At 42.6% G+C, this 18,621-nt stretch carries 16 protein-coding genes and 1 pseudogene; 10 read left to right on the top strand and 7 right to left on the bottom strand.

Annotated elements, in window-relative coordinates; translation table 11 throughout:
* Positions 1-23: 23 nt before the first annotated feature.
* On the bottom strand, positions 24-1,406 hold the full coding sequence (gene cysS, locus KL866_RS16460) for a cysteine--tRNA ligase (protein WP_025255631.1): 1,383 nt from the start codon (positions 1,404-1,406) through the stop codon (positions 24-26).
* 184 nt (positions 1,407-1,590) lie between these two features.
* Here cysS and KL866_RS16455 point away from each other — a divergent pair, with 184 nt between their 5' ends.
* From KL866_RS16455 to KL866_RS16440, 4 genes are all read left to right on the top strand, one after another.
* Positions 1,591-2,082, top strand: a complete 492-nt coding sequence (locus KL866_RS16455) for a peptidylprolyl isomerase (protein ID WP_025255632.1) — start codon at positions 1,591-1,593, stop codon at positions 2,080-2,082.
* A gap of 124 nt (positions 2,083-2,206) precedes the next feature.
* Positions 2,207-2,935: a UDP-2,3-diacylglucosamine diphosphatase gene (lpxH, locus tag KL866_RS16450; protein ID WP_025255633.1), complete on the top strand. Its 729-nt coding sequence runs from the start codon at positions 2,207-2,209 to the stop codon at positions 2,933-2,935.
* Between the two features lie 175 nt (positions 2,936-3,110).
* Entirely contained in the window at positions 3,111-3,725 is a 615-nt protein-coding gene (locus KL866_RS16445) for an OB-fold-containig protein (protein ID WP_025255634.1), read from the top strand.
* 18 nt (positions 3,726-3,743) lie between these two features.
* The gene (locus tag KL866_RS16440; protein WP_214996059.1) at positions 3,744-5,513 is read left to right on the top strand and encodes a flotillin family protein; all 1,770 of its coding nucleotides are present in this window, start codon (positions 3,744-3,746) and stop codon (positions 5,511-5,513) included.
* 43 nt (positions 5,514-5,556) lie between these two features.
* On the opposite strand, the gene KL866_RS16435 is transcribed toward KL866_RS16440, so the two are convergent.
* Positions 5,557-5,721, bottom strand: a complete 165-nt coding sequence (locus KL866_RS16435; protein ID WP_155852422.1) for a hypothetical protein — start codon at positions 5,719-5,721, stop codon at positions 5,557-5,559.
* Here KL866_RS16435 and KL866_RS16430 point away from each other — a divergent pair.
* Both KL866_RS16430 and gtfA read left to right on the top strand, forming a co-directional pair.
* Positions 5,720-5,899 (top strand): oxidoreductase-like domain-containing protein, encoded by a 180-nt coding sequence (locus tag KL866_RS16430; protein WP_025255636.1) that lies wholly within the window; start codon positions 5,720-5,722, stop codon positions 5,897-5,899. The two genes, KL866_RS16435 and KL866_RS16430, sit on opposite strands and share 2 nt — an antisense overlap.
* A 386-nt stretch (positions 5,900-6,285) precedes the next feature.
* Positions 6,286-7,782, top strand: a complete 1,497-nt coding sequence (gene gtfA, locus KL866_RS16425; RefSeq protein ID WP_025255637.1) for a sucrose phosphorylase — start codon at positions 6,286-6,288, stop codon at positions 7,780-7,782.
* Between the two features lie 140 nt (positions 7,783-7,922).
* On the opposite strand, the gene KL866_RS16420 is transcribed toward gtfA, so the two are convergent.
* Positions 7,923-8,363, bottom strand: coding sequence for a helix-turn-helix domain-containing protein (locus tag KL866_RS16420; RefSeq protein ID WP_251140114.1), 441 nt, complete (start codon positions 8,361-8,363; stop codon positions 7,923-7,925).
* Between the two features lie 199 nt (positions 8,364-8,562).
* On the opposite strand from KL866_RS16420, the gene KL866_RS16415 reads away from it, so the two are divergent.
* Entirely contained in the window at positions 8,563-9,552 is a 990-nt protein-coding gene (locus tag KL866_RS16415; RefSeq protein WP_214996057.1) for a YhdH/YhfP family quinone oxidoreductase, read from the top strand.
* Between the two features lie 246 nt (positions 9,553-9,798).
* Positions 9,799-10,449, top strand: a complete 651-nt coding sequence (locus tag KL866_RS16410; RefSeq protein WP_214996055.1) for a peroxiredoxin-like family protein — start codon at positions 9,799-9,801, stop codon at positions 10,447-10,449.
* Positions 10,450-10,556: 107 nt separating this feature from the next.
* Here the strand turns inward: KL866_RS16410 and KL866_RS16405 are convergent, their stop codons facing one another.
* From KL866_RS16405 to KL866_RS16395, 3 genes and pseudogenes are all read right to left on the bottom strand, one after another.
* On the bottom strand, positions 10,557-11,459 hold the full coding sequence (locus tag KL866_RS16405; RefSeq protein WP_214996054.1) for an SDR family oxidoreductase: 903 nt from the start codon (positions 11,457-11,459) through the stop codon (positions 10,557-10,559).
* 388 nt (positions 11,460-11,847) lie between these two features.
* Positions 11,848-13,916, bottom strand: a pseudogene (locus KL866_RS16400) (catalase).
* A 283-nt stretch (positions 13,917-14,199) separates the two neighbouring features.
* The gene (locus KL866_RS16395; RefSeq protein WP_214996120.1) at positions 14,200-15,213 is read right to left on the bottom strand and encodes a zinc-binding alcohol dehydrogenase family protein; all 1,014 of its coding nucleotides are present in this window, start codon (positions 15,211-15,213) and stop codon (positions 14,200-14,202) included.
* A gap of 99 nt (positions 15,214-15,312) precedes the next feature.
* Here KL866_RS16395 and KL866_RS16390 point away from each other — a divergent pair, with 99 nt between their 5' ends.
* Complete coding sequence (locus KL866_RS16390; RefSeq protein WP_214996052.1) at positions 15,313-16,254, top strand: LysR family transcriptional regulator; 942 nt, start codon at positions 15,313-15,315, stop codon at positions 16,252-16,254.
* A 37-nt stretch (positions 16,255-16,291) separates the two neighbouring features.
* Here the strand turns inward: KL866_RS16390 and KL866_RS16385 are convergent, their stop codons facing one another.
* Positions 16,292-16,708 (bottom strand): BLUF domain-containing protein, encoded by a 417-nt coding sequence (locus tag KL866_RS16385; protein WP_214996050.1) that lies wholly within the window; start codon positions 16,706-16,708, stop codon positions 16,292-16,294.
* Positions 16,709-16,825: 117 nt separating this feature from the next.
* Between KL866_RS16385 and KL866_RS16380 the strand changes: the two genes are divergently transcribed.
* Complete coding sequence (locus tag KL866_RS16380; protein ID WP_214996048.1) at positions 16,826-18,616, top strand: ATP-binding protein; 1,791 nt, start codon at positions 16,826-16,828, stop codon at positions 18,614-18,616.
* Positions 18,617-18,621: the final 5 nt, after the last annotated feature.

Below are 18,621 nucleotides of genomic sequence, written 5' to 3'. Positions count from 1 at the left end.
TCTCTAAATAAAGTGACAAGTAGTTAAGCTTTTCGCCATGTCGTACCGCTTGGGCCGTCTTCTAGCACTACGCCTTTTGCATTTAGTGCGTCGCGTGCGGCATCTGCGGCTGCCCAGTCTTTAGCAGCACGAGCGTCGTTACGTTGTTTAATCAAGGCTTCAATTTCAGCTGCTTCGTCATCGTTGCCCTCGCCACCTTTAAGGAAAGTATCAGGGTCGCTCTGAAGCATACCTAAAATAGCACCTAGCCCTTTAAGAACCGCTGCCAGTTTGCCTGCTTCTTCAGCATTGTCTTTTTGGCGGTTAAGCTCGCGTGCCACATCGAACAATACAGAAAAGGCTTCAGGTACGTTAAGGTCATCATCCATAGCAGCTTCAAAACGTGCTAAATAACCACCGTAGCTAAGGTCTGTACTCTCGTCTACTACAACATCACGCAGCGCAGTATACAAACGTTCAAGGGCTGCTTTCGCTTGTGTGATGTTATCTTGTGAGTAGCTTAACTGACTGCGGTAGTGGGCCGACATCAAAAAGAAACGCAAGGTTTCTGAATCGTGCTCTTTAAGCACATCACGCAAGGTAAAGAAGTTGCCTAACGACTTAGACATTTTTTCATCATTAACCTGAACCATACCCGCGTGCATCCATACGTTTACATACGGCGTATCGTATGCGCAGCACGACTGAGCTACTTCATTTTCATGGTGCGGGAAGGTTAAATCTGAACCACCGCCATGAATATCAAAGTGCGCGCCAAGGTGCTTGTGGTTCATTGCAGAACACTCAATGTGCCAGCCCGGACGCCCCTCGCCCCATGGCGACTGCCACGCTGGCTCACCAGGTTTGGTGGTTTTCCATAGTACAAAATCAAGCGGGTCATCTTTACCTGCTGCCACTTCAACACGGGCACCGGCTTTAAGCTGATCGAGGTCTTGTTTACTTAATTTGCCGTAATCTTCATACTTGCTTACGTCAAATAGCACATCGCCGCTTTTAGCTTGATAGGCGTAACCTTTGTCCATAAGACGTTGGATAATTTCAATAATCTCATCCATGTGGCCACTTACTGTCGGCTCTACGTCTGGCTCAAGCAAATTAATGGCCGCAAAGTCTTCGTGCATCATTGCGATAGTACGCGCTGTTAGCGCTTCAAAGCTTTCGCCATTCTCATTGGCGCGAGCAATAATTTTATCGTCAATATCCGTGATGTTACGCACGTACTTCACATCTAAACCAAGATGACGCAAGTAGCGTACTAAAACATCGAAACTTAAGTAGGTGCGGGCATGACCCATATGACTTAGGTCATAAACAGTAATACCACACACATACAAACCCACTTTCCCTTCTTGAAGCGGAACAAACTTCGCTTTTTCACGGGTTCGGGTATTGTAAAGATGTAGCATGTCTATATTTCCTATTTGTCATAATTTTGGGGCGCAAAGTTTAGCACTGTCACGATTTAAATGGTACAAGCCTTTTGCAGCGATATTGCCTTAATCTGCAATCGACGTTGCTTTGCGCTATCGACTCGTTTTGCGCTAAAATGCCCCCACTTTACATATACGCTAACACAAAGGACAAACCACAATGGTTACGTTAAAAACAAATTTCGGTGACATCACCCTAGAGCTTTTTGAAGATAAAGCACCTAAAACAGTAGCTAACTTTCTTTCTTACGTAGAAGATGGCTTTTTCGACAACACTATCTTTCACCGTGTAATTAACAACTTTATGGTTCAAGGTGGCGGTTTTACACCTGAGATGGAGCAAAAAGATACTAAAGAACCTATCGAAAACGAAGCTGACAACGGTGTTGCAAATGAAGTAGGTACCATCGCGATGGCGCGTACTCAAGACCCACACTCAGCTACCGCACAGTTTTTTATTAACGTAAACAACAACGACTTCCTTAACCATTCTGGCAAGAATGCAAACGGTTGGGGCTACTGCGCGTTCGGCAAAGTAACTGAAGGTATGGATGTTGTTGAAAAGATTAAAGCGGTTAAAACAGGCAACAACGGCTATCACCAGGACGTACCTGTTGAGCCAGTTATCATCGAAAAAGCAGTTGTTGCTTAAATAGATGCTTAAATAGCAGCCCAAGTGCTTGGCTGGCATGTTTTTCATAACATGCTAAAAGCACTGAGTTAAAAGCAAGCCGCGTTATTTTATCGCGGCTTTTTAAACCACACTAAGAAGAGTTATGTCGTTTACTTACTTCATTGCCGATTTACATTTAAGTGCAGACCGTCCTGATATTACAGAATGCTTAATGCGCTTTTTAAAAGAAGATGCCATTAATGCCGATGCACTTTATGTTTTAGGCGACTTATTTGAAGTATGGATTGGCGACGACAACGTTACGCCTTTTAACACTGCTATAGCGACAGCTTTCAAGGAAGTCAGTCAGCACTGCCCTATCTACTTTATTCACGGCAATCGCGATTTTGCCATACGGGAAAAGTGGCTTACAAAAGCGGGCATGACACTGTTAAACGAACAAGAGGTCGTAGATTTATACGGTACACCCACCTTGCTGACTCATGGTGACGAACTATGTACTCGTGACGTTGCCTATCAAAAGTTTCGCAAGAAATCTCGTGGGTGGTGGTGGCCTCGCTTAATGCTTGCCCTACCGTTATGGTATAGACAGCGTGTTGCCGATAACGGCCGCGCAGAAAGTAAGGCCAAACAGCAAAACCTTAAACCAGACATCATGGATGTCACCCCTGAAGAAGTGGTAAAGGTGATGGAAAAATGGGGCGTGCAGCGCATGATCCATGGTCATACTCACAGACCAAACATCCACAGCCTTGAAGCTAATGGTAAACTTGCGACTCGCATTGTATTGGGTGATTGGTACGATCAAGGTAGCGTTTTAAAGGTTACAGAAAACGACGTGATGCTACAGCAACATAACTTTAGTAAATAACGGTCTTTCAAACGATTTAACGCATCCTCTCCTTTCAAGCCATCTAGACAATGCTGGCGTTTTGCCGATCATCATTTCTTACAAACTAACCCAAAGTACATGTGTTACGCGCTGGCTTAATTTTTGTTCTGTGGTATAAAGAAGAAAAGCAAGTTAGTCATCATGGACGGTGTAAATGACAGATGTTCTTCTTTCCCCTTCAAATTTCTGGTTTAGTATTGCGCTTATAGCCGTATTTTTTGTTTTCATACTAGAGCTTGTTAGTACTATTTTTGGCGCAAGCCTATTAGGGCTTGGCGACGACTTTGCTGAGCTGGACGGCGAAGGCTTTTTAAGCACGTCAGTAGCCAACTGGTTAAACATCAACAAAGTCCCTTTTCTTATATATTTAGTTGTTTTGCTTACGTTATTCGGACTTATTGGTCTGATTTTAAATGGCATTACAGCTAGTGTACTAAGCTTTACTTTACCAGCACTTATGTCTGTTCCCCTCGCCTTTTTAATAGGGTTACTGATTACTGCTAAAACCGTAAAAATCTTTGCAAGCGTATTGCCAAGCGTGGAGTCTAGTGCAGTCAATAGCGAAGATTTTATCGGTTCCGTGGCGGAAATCACTATTGGCAAAGCAAGCCGTGGTAATCCGGCAGAAGCAAAATTTACCGACCATTATTCTCAGCCTCATTTTGTGTTAGTAGAGCCGTTCGAAGATGAAGAATTGTTCGCACAGGGAGAGCGCGTCATTTTAGTGCAGAAAAATCAACACAGCTGGTTAGCAACCCGCTACCTATAACTTAAAAGAGATAAAAGTATGGATACAATTCAACCATCTAGCTTGCCGTCAATACTCTTTATTGCCGGTGCTATCGTTGTAGGGCTTATCGTTATTGGCCTTATTTTTGCCAAACTCTACACCCGGGCTACTAAAGAAACTGCGTTCGTAAGAACCGGTCTAGGCGGTGAGAAAGTAATTAAAGACGGTGGTGCTATTGTACTTCCTGTCGTCCACGAAATTATTCCGGTGAACATGAATACCCTTCGTATAGAAGTGGAGAAAATTCAAAAAGACGCGTTAATCACCAAAGATCGAATGCGTGTAGACGTAAAAGCAGACTTCTATTTGCGTGTAGCGCCTAATTCCAACGGCATTTCAATGGCAGCACAGACATTAGGCACGCGCACCACCCGCGCTGAAGAAGTTAAAAAATTAATGGAGTCAAAATTTGTTGATGTACTGCGTGCCGTAGCTGCTGAAATGAGCATGACTGAAATGCACGAACAGCGCGCTGACTTTGTACAAAAGGTTCAGCAAAGTGTGGCTAACGACCTTGAGAAGAACGGTTTAGAACTTGAATCGGTAAGTTTAACTGGGTTTGATCAGACAGACCTCCAGTTCTTCAATGAAAACAATGCATTCGATGCCGAAGGTCGCGCTCGATTGACTAAAATCATTGAAGAAAAGCGCAAAGAAACGAACGACATTCAGCAAGAAAACCGTATTTTCATTGAGCAGCGTAACTTGGCCGCCGAGAAGCAATCTCTAGATGTAAAACGCGATGAAGAAGAGGCGCGCTTAGCGCAAGAACAAGTACTTGCTTTCAAACGCCAAGAGCAAAAAGCCGAAATTGCTAAGCAACGTGAAATGAAAGAACGAGAAGAGCGCGAAGCTGAAATTGCTAAAAACCGAGCTATCGAGGCGGCTGAAATTGAAAAGTCTCGTGAAATAGAAACTCAGGAAATTGCTAAACGCCAAGCGTTAGAACAAGCGCGTATTCGCCAGCAGCAAGAAGTTGAGGTTTCTGAGCAAGTAAAACAAATTGCAGTTGCTACTAAGTCAGAAGAAGAGTCTGCTGCACGCGCTAAAGCCGCGGAAGCTGAAAAGCAAAAAGTAGAAAAAGAAGAAGCTGTACTTACCGCTAAATCGGTAGCAGAAGCTGAGCGTAAGAAACAAATTGAAGTTATCGATGCTCGTAAAGAAGCGGAGCGTGAAGCTGTGGGCATAACCGTTGAAGCACAGGCTAAGAAAGAAGCGGCTGAAAATTCTGCTGCCGCAATTCTTACAGAAGCCAAAGCTGCAGCCGATGCTAAAATGCTGCAAGCCGATGCGGACGAGAAAGTGCTTGCCGTTGAAGCACAAGGTAAACAAGCCCTTTACGAAGCTGAGAATACGCTCAAGACCGAACAAATTGAGCTACAAAAAGCCCTTGCGATGCTTAAGATATTGCCTGAACTTGTTGAGCAAGCGGTTAAGCCTCTTGAAAACATTGAAGGCATTAAAATTTTACAAGGTTATGGCCAAGGTAGTGGCGCGAAAGGCGATCACACCGTTGCTACTGCGGGTAGTGGTTTAGCTGAGCAAGTAACACAAGCCGCACTGAGCTATCGTGCTAACGCCCCACTGGTAGATTCTATGCTGCGTGAAGTAGGTTTAGTCGATGCCGACAATGGCTCTTTAGCAGACTTGGTTACTGGCAATAGCGATATACTGGCTAAAGCCGGTGCAGTTAAGCCTAAGCCAGTTGTTGCTGCACCAGAAAACCTAAATAGCCATACAGCGCAGGACGGCCAACCTACTGAATAACGCTTACTAGTATAAACTTAGTAAAATAGCGCACTAAAATGAGCTAAGCCCTGTTATTTAACAGGGCTTTTTGTTTTTGAGCGTTTTTGCGAGTACCATCATACTTTGTAATTTCAACTTCCAGCGCTTGCGCGTGACGTTGAACATAAAGAAAACTCTTAGCGCATGAAGTTTTTTTTTGAGGAAAGAAGACAAGGGTTATTTCCATGAAGTCGCTACCTGAAGAACCTGAGAAACCATTAAGAGACGACTGTTGTGGCGGCGGCTCCTGCTGCCCATGTATTTGGGACGTTTACTACGAAAAATTAGCTAAGTGGAAAGAGGCAAAACGAGAATTTGAAGCGTTAGATAACGTGGAGCAAATAAACATTAGGACGCAAGACTAACTCGTGATAGAAAGATTTAAAATTACTGTATCCTCAAGCATTACAAGCTGAATAGCTTCCTTTAAAGCTTCTTTCGATACGTTGAGTTTTCGCGAAATGCGCGTCAATCAAGCAACAGCACAGCCGCTGAGCCCGTTTCATTTTTAAACTTCTCATTTACAAATATCCTTTCTACTGCTATTTTAACTTAATCGATTAAGTTTGTTTTCTTTGTGTGCCTCAACCTTGTTTGGTTAGTCAACAGTGGAAGATTAAGAATTAAGCTAAACCCATTACATAATCAAGTTTGAACCTGACAGATTGGTAGTGCTTAGTTCGAAGTAATGTGTACTCGCGAAACAATAAAACAGTACGAGCCAACGCATGCTGAATTTTGGAGAATTATCATGTCTATACGCAATGGCGTTCAACTAATCACGTATGCAGACCGACTAGGCGATGGCAACATCGAAAGCCTTACAAGCATACTTGAAGGCCCATTAAACGGCCTGTTTACCGGTGTTCATATCCTTCCTTTTTATTATCCTTACGATGGTGAAGACGCAGGCTTCGACCCAATAGATCACACTTGTGTCGATGAGCGCTTAGGCGACTGGAACAACATTAAAAAGCTTGGCGAGTCAGTCGATATTATGGCCGATCTCATTGTTAACCACATGTCAGGACAAAGTGAAGCATTTAAAGACGTGCTAGCGAACGGACGCGAATCTACCTATTGGCCACTGTTTTTAACAAAAGAAGATATTTTTAAGGGTAATAACCCCGTTCAAATCGACGAGCAGATAGCGCAAGTATTCCGCCCTCGCCCAACACCATTTTTTAGTGATTATGAAGTAGGCACAGAAACTAGTAACCCAGAAACAGTACCATTCTGGACTACCTTTACCTCTAATCAAATCGACATTGATGTAGAGTCACAGTTGGGCAAAGACTATCTATCGTCTATTCTTCAGTCGTTTACTGAAAGTAATGTTGATCTTATACGCTTAGACGCGGCAGGCTATGCAATTAAGCGTGCAGGTTCTAACTGCTTTATGCTTGAAGAAACCTTTGAATTTATTGAAGAGTTATCAAACCGCGCTCGTGGTATGGGCATGCAGTGCTTAGTAGAAATACACAGCCACTATCAGACTCAAATTGATATTGCCGCACGTTGCGACAGCGTCTACGACTTTGCTTTGCCTCCGCTTGTACTGCACACCTTATTTACTAAAAACGCAGAGGCATTGGCGTACTGGCTTTCTATTTCGCCTCGTAATTGTTTTACCGTGCTTGATACCCACGATGGCATCGGCATTGTCGATGTAGGCGCAAGTGGTGACAAACCAGGCCTTCTTAATGCTGATGCAATTAACGCACTAGTCGAGCAAATACACGAAAACTCCAACGGCGAGTCTAAGAAAGCCACAGGAGCAGCGGCAAATAACGTAGACCTATATCAGGTAAATTGTACCTATTACGATGCATTAGGTAAGGATGACTTTGCCTATTTGATTGCACGCGCCATTCAGTTCTTTAGTCCGGGGATTCCTCAGGTTTACTACGGCGGATTGCTTGCGGCTCACAACGACATGGAGCTACTCGCTAAAACCAATGTGGGACGCGACATCAACCGCCCTTACTTGTCTACCGCGATGGTCGAAGAGGCTATTAAAAAGCCAGTAGTTAAAGGCTTAATGCAGCTAATAACGCTTAGAAACGAAAGCGATGCCTTTAATGGTGAGTTTGACGTAAACTACAGCGATAAGGTTTTGGTACTGACTTGGGTACATGGCAACAATACAGCGTCACTACGCGTAAATTTCAGCGTGATGAAGGCGACTATTATGACCGTTGCTGATGGTGAAGAAAGCGTATTATCTATTGGTTCGTTAATCGCTTAAATCATATAAAACGCTACTATAAGGGCGAGCACTGCTGTGATTTCACTCGGTACTCGCTTTTTTAAATGTCGTTTCTCAGCGTTGTGAGCCCTAAAACCCCAAGTTGACTGCATCTTACGCCACGATGAACAGTAAACTATTTATCTGTAGTCATCGTTATACGCCCTACCCCAATCACATAGCTGACGAAGAGTTGGCTCTAGAGTGCGACCTAGCTCTGTAAGAGAATATTCAACACGAGGGGGCACTTCGGCATATACTTTGCGGTTAACCAAGCCATCGCGTTCTAATTCTCTTAACTGCTGTGTTAGCATTTTTTGGGTAACGCCTTGCAATCGCCTACGCAATTGACTGAAGCGCAGTGTTTTATGACAAAGATGCCATAAAATAACTCCTTTCCACTTGCCGCCTATTATCTCTAAGGAGACTGCGACACCGCAAATGTATTGACTTGGATCGCTCGCATTTTCACCAATGGCCTGACTACAGGTTTGTTTCTGGCGATTTAAAGCTTCACTACTCTTAATGTTTGGCGTTACTTCTCCGGCCACGTCCTCAACACTTTTTAAATTCACCGTCATATTTTTCTCTTATCTTTATCACGTAGTTAACGTTTCTTTGGTATCAGGCCGTATTACTAATACGAGTAAAACAGAGCCGAGCACCCGCCAAAAAGCAATAGTATCATTTTGGGTACTACCCTACTAAAAAGTGCATACTTGCGCAAATATAATATATCGTCACAATGGGTAGCGTAACTTTCGACCATCGGAGACTGATATGACATCGTTTAAGGCTTTGCTTGTAGAAAAACAAGAAGATAAATCGTTTAAGCGTGGAGTAACTGAGCGCTCGCTGGATGACTTGCCAGAAGGCTCACTGCTCATCAAAGTAGAATATTCATCACTCAACTATAAAGATGCGTTGTCTGCCACGGGCAACCCTGGCGTTAGCAGAAACTTTCCTCACACCCCCGGCATTGATGCTGCAGGCACAGTAGTGTCATGTGATGATAACCGCTTCAAAGAAGGCGATGAAGTTATTGTTACAGGCTATGACCTTGGAATGAATACCGCTGGCGGCTTTGGTGAGTACATTAAAATTCCAAGTGAGTGGGCAGTAGCTAAGCCAGATGGGCTTACGTTAAGGGAGTCTATGGTCATTGGGACTGCAGGGTTTACCGCTGGTTTATCGGTACAAGGGTTAGTTGAACATGACGTAACACCGGGTAAAGGCGATATTTTAGTCACTGGCGCTACGGGTGGCGTTGGCTCGGTCGCTGTTGCGTTGTTAGCTAAAGCTGGCTATTCAGTAGTAGCATGTACTGGAAAAAAAGAGCATGAGTCATTCTTAAAGGCGCTTGGTGCGAGTAAGGTCATAACTCGAGACGAATTATTAGCAAATAAAGAACGCCCTATGTTAAAAGAGTTATACGCTGGCGCTGTCGATACGGTAGGCGGAGAATATTTAGCACAGGCTATTAAAGCAACACAATACGGCGGTACCGTAACATGTTGCGGCCTTACCGCTTCTGCCGACCTCAGTGTAAGTGTATTTCCATTTATCTTACGCGGCGTGTCTTTGCTAGGTATCGACTCAGTGCAATGCCCCATGCCGCCTAGGTTAAGGCTTTGGGATAAATTAGCAAGCGAGTGGAAATTAGAATGTCTCGACGATTTAACTGAAGAAGTGTCTTTAGACGAAGTAAGTCAGAAAATAGACGCCATTTTAAAAGGTGAACTGTCGGGCAGAACATTAGTAAAACTTTAGCCTGTTGAACGAAGAGGCTGTCGCAATGGCAGCCTTGTGCCATTATCTAAAATAACGCGATATCTATAGAAACATAACAGTGTTTATGCTGACAGCCGAGCCTGCCTGGCATTTATCGCAAAGGTGCTACAACATTATAGTAACGAGGAACAAATAAGGGTATTACCTGTCAACTATCGAATACTTAGTTAACTCATTAGCACTAGTTTATAGCAGCTAAAACAATAAAATAAGGTTAGATACTCTATGACATCTCTTAAATCGCAAACTCAAGCTAAAGTGGACGCAGGACGAAAAAACAACCCTGCCTTTATGGAGGGTGTTGACAGAGAAATCGAAAAGGCGCGCACATTCCAGCAAGGTGAAAAGGCGCTTGATATTAAATGCACTGCGCCAGACTTCACGCTTCCCTCTGCCAAGGGAGAGTCATTTCAGCTATCCGAGGCGCTAAATAAAGGAGCTCTGGTACTCACATTCTATCGAGGCAGCTGGTGTCCCTATTGCAACTTACAGCTAAACGCACTGCAAAAAATTAATGATGAAATTAAAGCTCTAGGTGCAGAACTTGTTGCCATCAGTCCAGAAAGCCCAGACAGCAGTTTAAACGCGGAGCAGATAAAAGAGTTACCTTTCACTGTCTTATCTGATCAGGGGGCTAAAGTTGCTGCTACCTTTGGCGTTGCGTGGGAAGTGCCAGAATTTTTACTTGAGCATATGCGTAACGACCGCCAACTTGATTTGGAAGTAATCAATAATGGCAATAGCAATATCCTTCCTATACCCGCAACATTTGTCTTAAATAAAAATGGCGAAGTTATTTGGCGCTACGTTGATGTGGATTATAGAACGAGAGCCGAACCTAAGGAAATTATAGATGCCCTTCAAAGAGTTAAATAGACTCGCAGTGTTTGTGTACAGGTAATAATTTTGAAAAAGGGACGTTATATTACGCCCCTTTGTTTAATAATATCTCTCTAGTAAATAAAATCCCTTTTTAAACACTATTACGGAAGATGTTTTCCACCTGTTACTCCTAATATTTCGGCAGTAACATAGCTAGATTCCTGAGACGCTAAATACACATAAGCTGGCGCAAGTTCTGCGGGCTGCCCTGCACGGCCTATAGGCGTATCTTCACCAAACTTAGGAAGCTTACTCGGCGCTTGCCCTCCACTTTGTTGTATGGGTGTCCAAATGGGCCCAGGGGCAACGCCGTTCACTCTAATGCCTTTTTCTATCAACATTTTGGCGCACGATTTGGTAAACGAAGTAATGGCACCTTTAGTTGATGAATAATCCAGAAGGCCGGGTGAGGGCTGATAGCTCTGAATAGATGTAGAATTGATGATGCTACCACCTGGTGGCATATATTTAGCCGCCGCTTTAGTAATCCAAAACATGGCAAAAACGTTGGTTTCGAACGTCGTTCGAAATTGCTCGGTAGTGATATCCTCAATATTTTCCACAAACTTCTGCTTGCCAGCGTTATTTACAAGAATATCGAGACCGTTCAAAAAAGTGTTCGCCTCTTCCACAAGGGAAACACAGAAGTCTTCGTTTTTAATGTCTCCGGCTATACCCTTAGCTTTTACGCCAGCCTCTTCTAGAATGGCAACGGTTTTATCACCATCTTCCTGTTCAGAGGGAAGGTAATTAATGACGACGTCAGCGCCTTCTCTGGCAAAAGCGATAGCAACTGCTCTACCTATGCCAGAGTCTCCACCAGTTACCAGCGCTTTTCGCCCCTTCAACCTATCGCTCCCTCGATAAGTATCTTCGCCATGATCAGCTGAGGGGTCTAAATTTTTATCTAATGCAGGATCAGGTTGGTCATCGTTGTAATGGGTTCCATCGTTATCATATTGAGTACGAGGGTCGGTCATTGTGTATTGGTCTTGCTTTGACATAATTGTTCCTCCTTAATGAAAATACACACACTTATGGGTGCATGACCCATGCCGAAGGGACAAGGTATTGAAGATTCGCTCACTTCACCAAAAAGTATTCAAAAAGACATAGACAATTGAAATATAACAACAATGTTAGAATTTAACTTCCACTTTTAGAATATAGATAACAGTAAAACTGATTTAAGATAACGTTGTCAGTAAAACATTCGTACCATTGAAAAATAAGTACAGAACCGCTGGGGTTTAGAGATGCTTGATGTCGTGATAAAGAAGTGTTCTTTATCTCAACGTAGTGCAGGATCAGGTAGTGTCAGGGCGGAACACATAATAAATAAGGGCGCTTAAAAAAGCGCCCTACTGTTTCTTAAAAACTGCAAGTGCTGAATTAAGATCTGGCCCAGTAACGAACACCACGTAATGTCTTAATAAATTTGTCTGCTGAGTTTTGTTTAAGGTCAACAAAACCTTCGTCCATCATGCTATCTAAGCCAACGGCCTTAATAAGTGGCATCGCAGCATCTGTGTAGCCTATAAACTTGTTGTGAGCAAATGCATCCGACACAAAGTCTTTTGCTTCAGGCTTGCCTGCGAACTTTTCGGCTCCCGACTTAGACATCAATAATAGCACTGCATCGTACAATACTGACGGTCCGCCATCGACCTTCTGCTGTGCATCTACCGATTTGCCTTTATCGCAAGTAACGCCGCCAATCTGCGGTGCAACTATTTCGTACATAGCGCCTTCATTATCTAAGGCGGTTTTTACGTTGCCAAGTAATTCACCGTCAAGGTCATCGCTCACTAAAATACCCAGCTTTCTGCCTTTAAATGTATCAGGCGCATTCTTTAAAATACTTAACGCATCAGATTCAGCAAGATCTTCTCTAGTTTCCATTGCAGCCTCTGCTGGCTCTGGCATTTCGCTAAAACCTAGCGCTTCAGCAACCGCTTTAGCTAAATCCTTATCAACATTTAGCAGATGTGAAACAACTCTTTCACGAATGGCTAAACGCTCTACTTTGGATAACTCAAAAGCGAATGCATCGCGAATATGTTCTTTCTCGGTTTCAGTTTGACTAATATAAAACTGACGAGCTTGGCTGTAATGATCTGCAAAAGTTTCTGAACGATGTCTAACCTTTTCACCAGAAACCTCTTCATTATGTGACTGAAATCCATGAGCAGGACACGCGCGCGGATTGTCTTCATCAGCTTCCCACGAATTTGGTTCGTAATTGGCGCGCCCTTTCGGATTATGCATCGCCATGTGGCCGTCTTGCTGGAAGTGTCGCATTGGGCATTTTGGCGCATTAATGGGTAGATGAGTGAAATTGGTACTACCAAACGTTTTAGCTGCGTATCTAGATAAGAGAAATTACGCCCCTGTAGTAGTGGGTCGTTGGTAAAATCTATACCAGGCACAATGTTTTGTGTACAAAATGCAACTTGCTCAGTTTCAGCGAAGAAGTTATCTACCACCTTATTAAGTACCATTTTACCTACAATTTTAACTGGTACTTGCTCTTCTGGAATAAGCTTAGTTGCGTCCAAAACGTCAAATTCAAAATTATCTGCAAACTCTTGGTCGAATATCTGCATACCTAACTCCCATTCTGGGAAGTCACCAGCAAGAATAGAGTTCCACAGATCTCGTCGGTGAAAATCTGGATCAGCACCGTTGATTTTCAGAGCTTCGTTCCACACAACTGACTGCATGCCCTGCTTCGGTTTCCAATGAAACTTCACATATTTCATTTCACCCTTAGCATTTATCAGCTTGAAAGTATGAACACCGAAACCTTCCATAAATCGGAATGAACGGGGAATGGCGCGGTCTGACATAGCCCACATAAGCATGTGAACAGACTCTGGGCTCAAACTTGTGAAATCCCAGAAGTTATCGTGTGCGGTTTGCGCTTGTGGAAAACCTCGGTCAGGCTCCTGTTTAGCCGAGTGAATTAGATCTGGAAACTTGATAGCATCTTGGATGAAGAAAACAGGAATGTTGTTGCCAACTAAATCCCAATTACCCTCTTGGGTATAAAATTTAACAGCAAAACCACGTACATCTCGCGCTAAATCTGGAGAACCTTGGTTACCCGCTACGGTAGAAAATCTAGTGAATACTGGGGTCTTTTTGCCTTTTTCTTGAAAAATATCGGCGCAAGTTATATCCGAAAGTGACTCATACGTTTCAAAGTAACCGTGGGCGCCATAGCCCCTTGCATGAACGACTCTTTCTGGTATGCGCTCATGGTCAAAATGAAATATCTTCTCACGCATTACGTGGTCTTCTAAAACTGTTGGTCCGCGTACGCCAGCTTTCAAAGAGTTCTGATCATCATGCACAGGACAGCCTTGGGCTGTTGTCATAGTCGGATAACCATCTCCCGCCTTTTGATGTAATTCGCCGCCCTTTCCCTTGTTGCCTTCATATTTAAATGATTCAGCCATGATTTTTCCTTGTCGTTTAAGATTGAACACATTTCACATTGTTTTTAATGCTATGCGTAACACTTACAGCAAGTTAGATTCCATGGATAAAATTGATAACTATCAGAAACTTAATAAAACAACGGCTAATTAAGTCGTCACTTTTACAAAAAGGCTAGAAAGTTTTACATGATTGGGGCAAGGCTTAGGGTAGTCGCTTCACCCTAAGCCAATACGTCAAATTCGCTTTTTATTTATCATTGAGAAAAGCGAATTAACTAATGAGGTAAATGGAAGTAAAAGGCTAGAAACCTTCTAGTACAAGCTTACCAATTGCGCGCCCCTCTTCCAGGGTTTTGTGCGCCTCTATTAGGTTGGCAGCATTAATTTTCCCCAAGTGTTTGCCTACTGTAGTCTTGATCTTGCCTTCATCGATAAGGCCCGCTACGTGAGTGAGAAGACGACTTTGTTTTGCCATATCATCGGTTTCAAACATAGAGCGGGTGAACATGAACTCCCAGTGTAACGACAAGCTCTTTTGTTTAAGCTTTGCTACATCTAAACTTTCTGGGTCGTCAATTAGCGCAAGTTTGCCTTTAGGCTTCATAACTTCCACATAGGTATCGATATACTGGTGGGTGTTATTTAAACTTGCGACATGCGTTACTTCACCAATGTTTAGCGCTTTTATTTGCTCTGCCATGGGTTTACTGTGGTCAACCACATAATCGGCACCTAATTCCTGTACCCAATTTTTCGAGCTTTCACGGGATGCGGTAGCAATCACAGTTGCCCCCGTAAGCGTTTTGAGAAGCTGAAGCATGATAGAGCCCACGCCTCCTGCTGCACCTACAACAAGTACCACTTCGTCGCTTTTTTCGTCCTGCTGTTTAAGGGAAAGATGGTCAAACAATAATTCGTAAGCAGTGATGGTAGTTAGCGGAAGAGCCGCAGCTTCACTGTCTGACAAAGATGTAGGTGCTTTACCCACAATACGTTCGTCGACCAACTGAAACTCTGCATTTGAACCATCCCTGGTAAGGTCACCTGCGTAATAGACTCTATCACCCACAGCAAACTCGGAGACATCAGCGCCAATTTCAACAACTTCACCTACGGCGTCCCAGCCTAGAACCTTAGGCTTGTTTTCTTCTGGGTTTACGCGTTGACGAATTTTGTAATCAACAGGATTTACCGCTATTGCGTTTATTTTCACTAATAAATCTCTACCCGACGCGCTAGGTTTAGCTACTTGTAAATTACTTAGTGCGTTAGGTTCGTTAATATCTCGTGACTGGGTATAACCGATCGCTTTCATCATTCTGCTCTCCTTTAATTAATAACTACATTGTAAGCTTAAATAATTTATGTTAAACAGCACAATACAAGAAACATTATCAAACGGTTTTTGAAAATCATGTTACTCGATGACTTAAATGTTGTAATAAAAGTAGCCGAATTTAGAAACATTACCGCTGCAGCAACACATTTAAACATGCGCACCGCTACGGCGAGTGCGGCGGTTAAACGTGTTGAGCAGGCTCTTGGCGCTGAACTGTTTGTACGCACAACCCGATCACTTAGGCTTTCTTCTGCTGGTGAGCGCTTCTTGCCAACCTGCGAACAAGCCATGTCGATGCTGGCAAACGCAACGCAGAACTTGAAGGCCGAAACTGGCGTTATTGAGGGTGAGCTTCGACTAGGCTTGTCATCTGATCTTGGCCGTAATGTTATTGCTCCGTGGATAGATGAATTTATGGATGAAAATAAGAAATTAAGCGTGAAGCTTAATTTGAACGACAGCAATATCGATTTCTACCGCGACCCTATCGATTTAGCCCTGCGTTACGGCTCGCCTGACGACGCTAGTGTATATGGCTTTAAAATTTGCGATGTACCTAGACTACTCGTTGCGTCTCCGTCTTACATCAGCACTCTTGGCGCCCCTGAAAAATTTGAAGACTTACAAACCCACAACGGACTTTTCTATCAATTGCACGACAAAGTCTATAACGACTGGGAGTTTTTGCACGACGGTAAACCGCTAAAGATAAAGATGAAGGGGAATAGAACAGCTAACGACGGTGAAATGGTTAGAAGATGGGCGGTAGCAGGCAAAGGCGTAGCCGTTAAATCGAGTCTAGACTGTTGTGACGACATTATAAATGGCCGCCTTGTTACGTTATTGCCAGATTACCAACCGAAGCCCACGCAACTTTGGCTTATTTGCCCAAGCCGCCAGTCTATTACACCAGCGGTTAGGTTGTTAAGGGATTTAATGAAAGTGAAGACAAAAGATCTACTGTTAAAATTGAGTCAACTAAACGTCTTTGATGGATCTCTTTTAAAAGATATCTAACATTGCATAGTTAACTAAAGAGAGCGAATGTCCCTGTTTAGATTTCCGTTTGAAATTCAGCCATTTTTTCTAAAAATGACTCAGCTTGCTGCGGATTCATACTAGTAGGGTCAAATTCTACTTGCCCATTTTCTTTTAATAACTTATAAAAATCACTTGAGCCGCCCGCATACCCCATTTGCCACTTCCCAAAACCAATACTACTTCGCTCTTGATAACTAATGATGGTAATACAATCATGGCGAGGATCGTCTGCAATATCGAGGTATAGCTCATTTACATCTTCACGATCACCTTCTAGCACTTGCAAAAAATAACGATTTTCGTAGCAAAGCAGGCCACAAATCTCTAATTCATCATTATTGTTTCTAGCAGACTCAAGAATGCTGCGCAAATCAGCTAAACTCATGTCTCTAGTAGCACGACTAAAATATATCAACCGGACGAATTTCATTTAGTTTCCCTCACTAATACACCACCATAAATTCTTTACTTTATTGTAAGCACAAAAAAATCCGTTTATTTAAATTTAAACTATTATTGAGTAAAAGCGAAAATTTCAGGCATATCAATGTTCAATGTTACGCAACACTCAGTGGAAATATTACAGGTGGGCGCCCCCAATGATCAAGTCAGTAATCTAGCTGAGGCGTTGACTGAAAATTTTTCATCAAGCAGCAATCTTAGGCGTTTAAAGAAACAAATCCGTAAAGAGAACGTTGGCATTATTCTTTTATCAATAAGCAGTGATGAAGAAGAGGAACTTGCTCTCCAAATACTTGATTATGTGAGAAATGGATTACGTGACCAGGACAAGATTTTGCTTGTTCTTCATTCGCAAAACCGTGAACTTGATGCGCTTAAGTGGATTCAAGAATTCAGTGTCGATGGATTTATTAACCTAGCCCCCGAAAAAGAGCTGTTTAACCGGAAACTAATTGCAAGAAACATTCAGCAATGGGAGCGAAGCGTCAAAATTCATTATCAACACAAAGCAGAAAAAGAATTGCTTATGTGCGTTACTCGATTTTCTAGGTATTCTGAAGACTTACCAAACCTTATTACAACGTTTACAGAATCGTTGGCGAACCTTTGTTTTGCTTCCGCATATTGTCGAATAACTATTAATAACGATGGTACAGGTAAAATCAAAAACGCCATCCCTAACCATGAAAACTTCGTTTGCTCGTTGAATGATGCATTTAGGCTGCCAGAACTCCCTAGCTATTTAAAAAGAGCCTTGATAGAAAAAAAGCCCCAAATAGATTTATTACCTGCCGACTCTCAATTGAAATCTACGGAAGCCCATCTAGAGGGGAGCTTGGGAAGTTACTTAGTATTTCCACTTATTGTTTACGACCGAGTTTATGAATTGATGATTTTTCTAATCCCTGAAGAGTACATGGATTCTGTGTCTATGCATCAGGTAGATGTAATAACGAGAGCGTCTGAGCAACTTACAATTTTACTGGAACGTAGAGAGTCTGAGCTTCGCTTGAAAAAACAGTATAAAAGACTAAAAGATACGCTCGTAGAACTGAAACAGACACAAGATCAGTTAGCTTACTCTGAAAAAATGTCTACTGTAGGACAATTGGCGGCGGGCATTGCGCACGAGATAAACAATCCTTTAGCGTTTGTACTAAGTAATTTCGGTTCCATCGAAGAATACCTTACCAATATCATTGATATGCAAGCCATGCATGAACAGTTCTTAAACGCTATAGACAATGATTACTCACCAAAGTTAGAGCAGTTAAAATCTGAAATATCTGATTATCAAGATCGTTCCAATATTGACTTCATCTATTCAGACTTGAGAGAAATTGTGAACGAGTCTCGCGAAGGTCTCAACAGGGTCAGAGAAATTGTAGCTGACCTACAAGTATTTGCTCACGGTGGTGAAACGGGAAGGACAACTGTCAATTTAGCATCGGTTGTTAACCAAACACTAAAACTACTTCTCCCAATAACTCACGATAAAATAGAAATTCAAGCCACCATTAACCCAGATACGCGGTTTAATTGTCACAATGGCTACCTTCAACAGATTCTTACAAACATTATTAAAAATGCCGTTGACGCTTTAATAGAGGCGGAAACAAGCAACCCGAAAATAAAGATATCATCACATTCAGAAAATAAAGAAATTTTTATAAAAATAAGAGATAACGGGCCAGGTATTCCAAAAGAGAATCAATCCAAAATATTTGATCCATTTTTTACAACTAAAAAAGTAGGAGAAGGCACTGGGTTGGGTATGTCAGTAACGTTTAACTTAGTTAAAAAACTTAAAGGAAAAATCTCTCTTAATTCTGAAGAAGGTGTTTATTGTGAATTCACTGTCGCTTTGCCCATTTAACTATA

The sequence above is a fragment of the Alteromonas sp. ALT199 genome (assembly GCF_018619335.1).
Lineage (GTDB): Bacteria > Pseudomonadota > Gammaproteobacteria > Enterobacterales > Alteromonadaceae > Alteromonas.
This window is presented reverse-complemented; position numbering and strand designations above follow the sequence as displayed.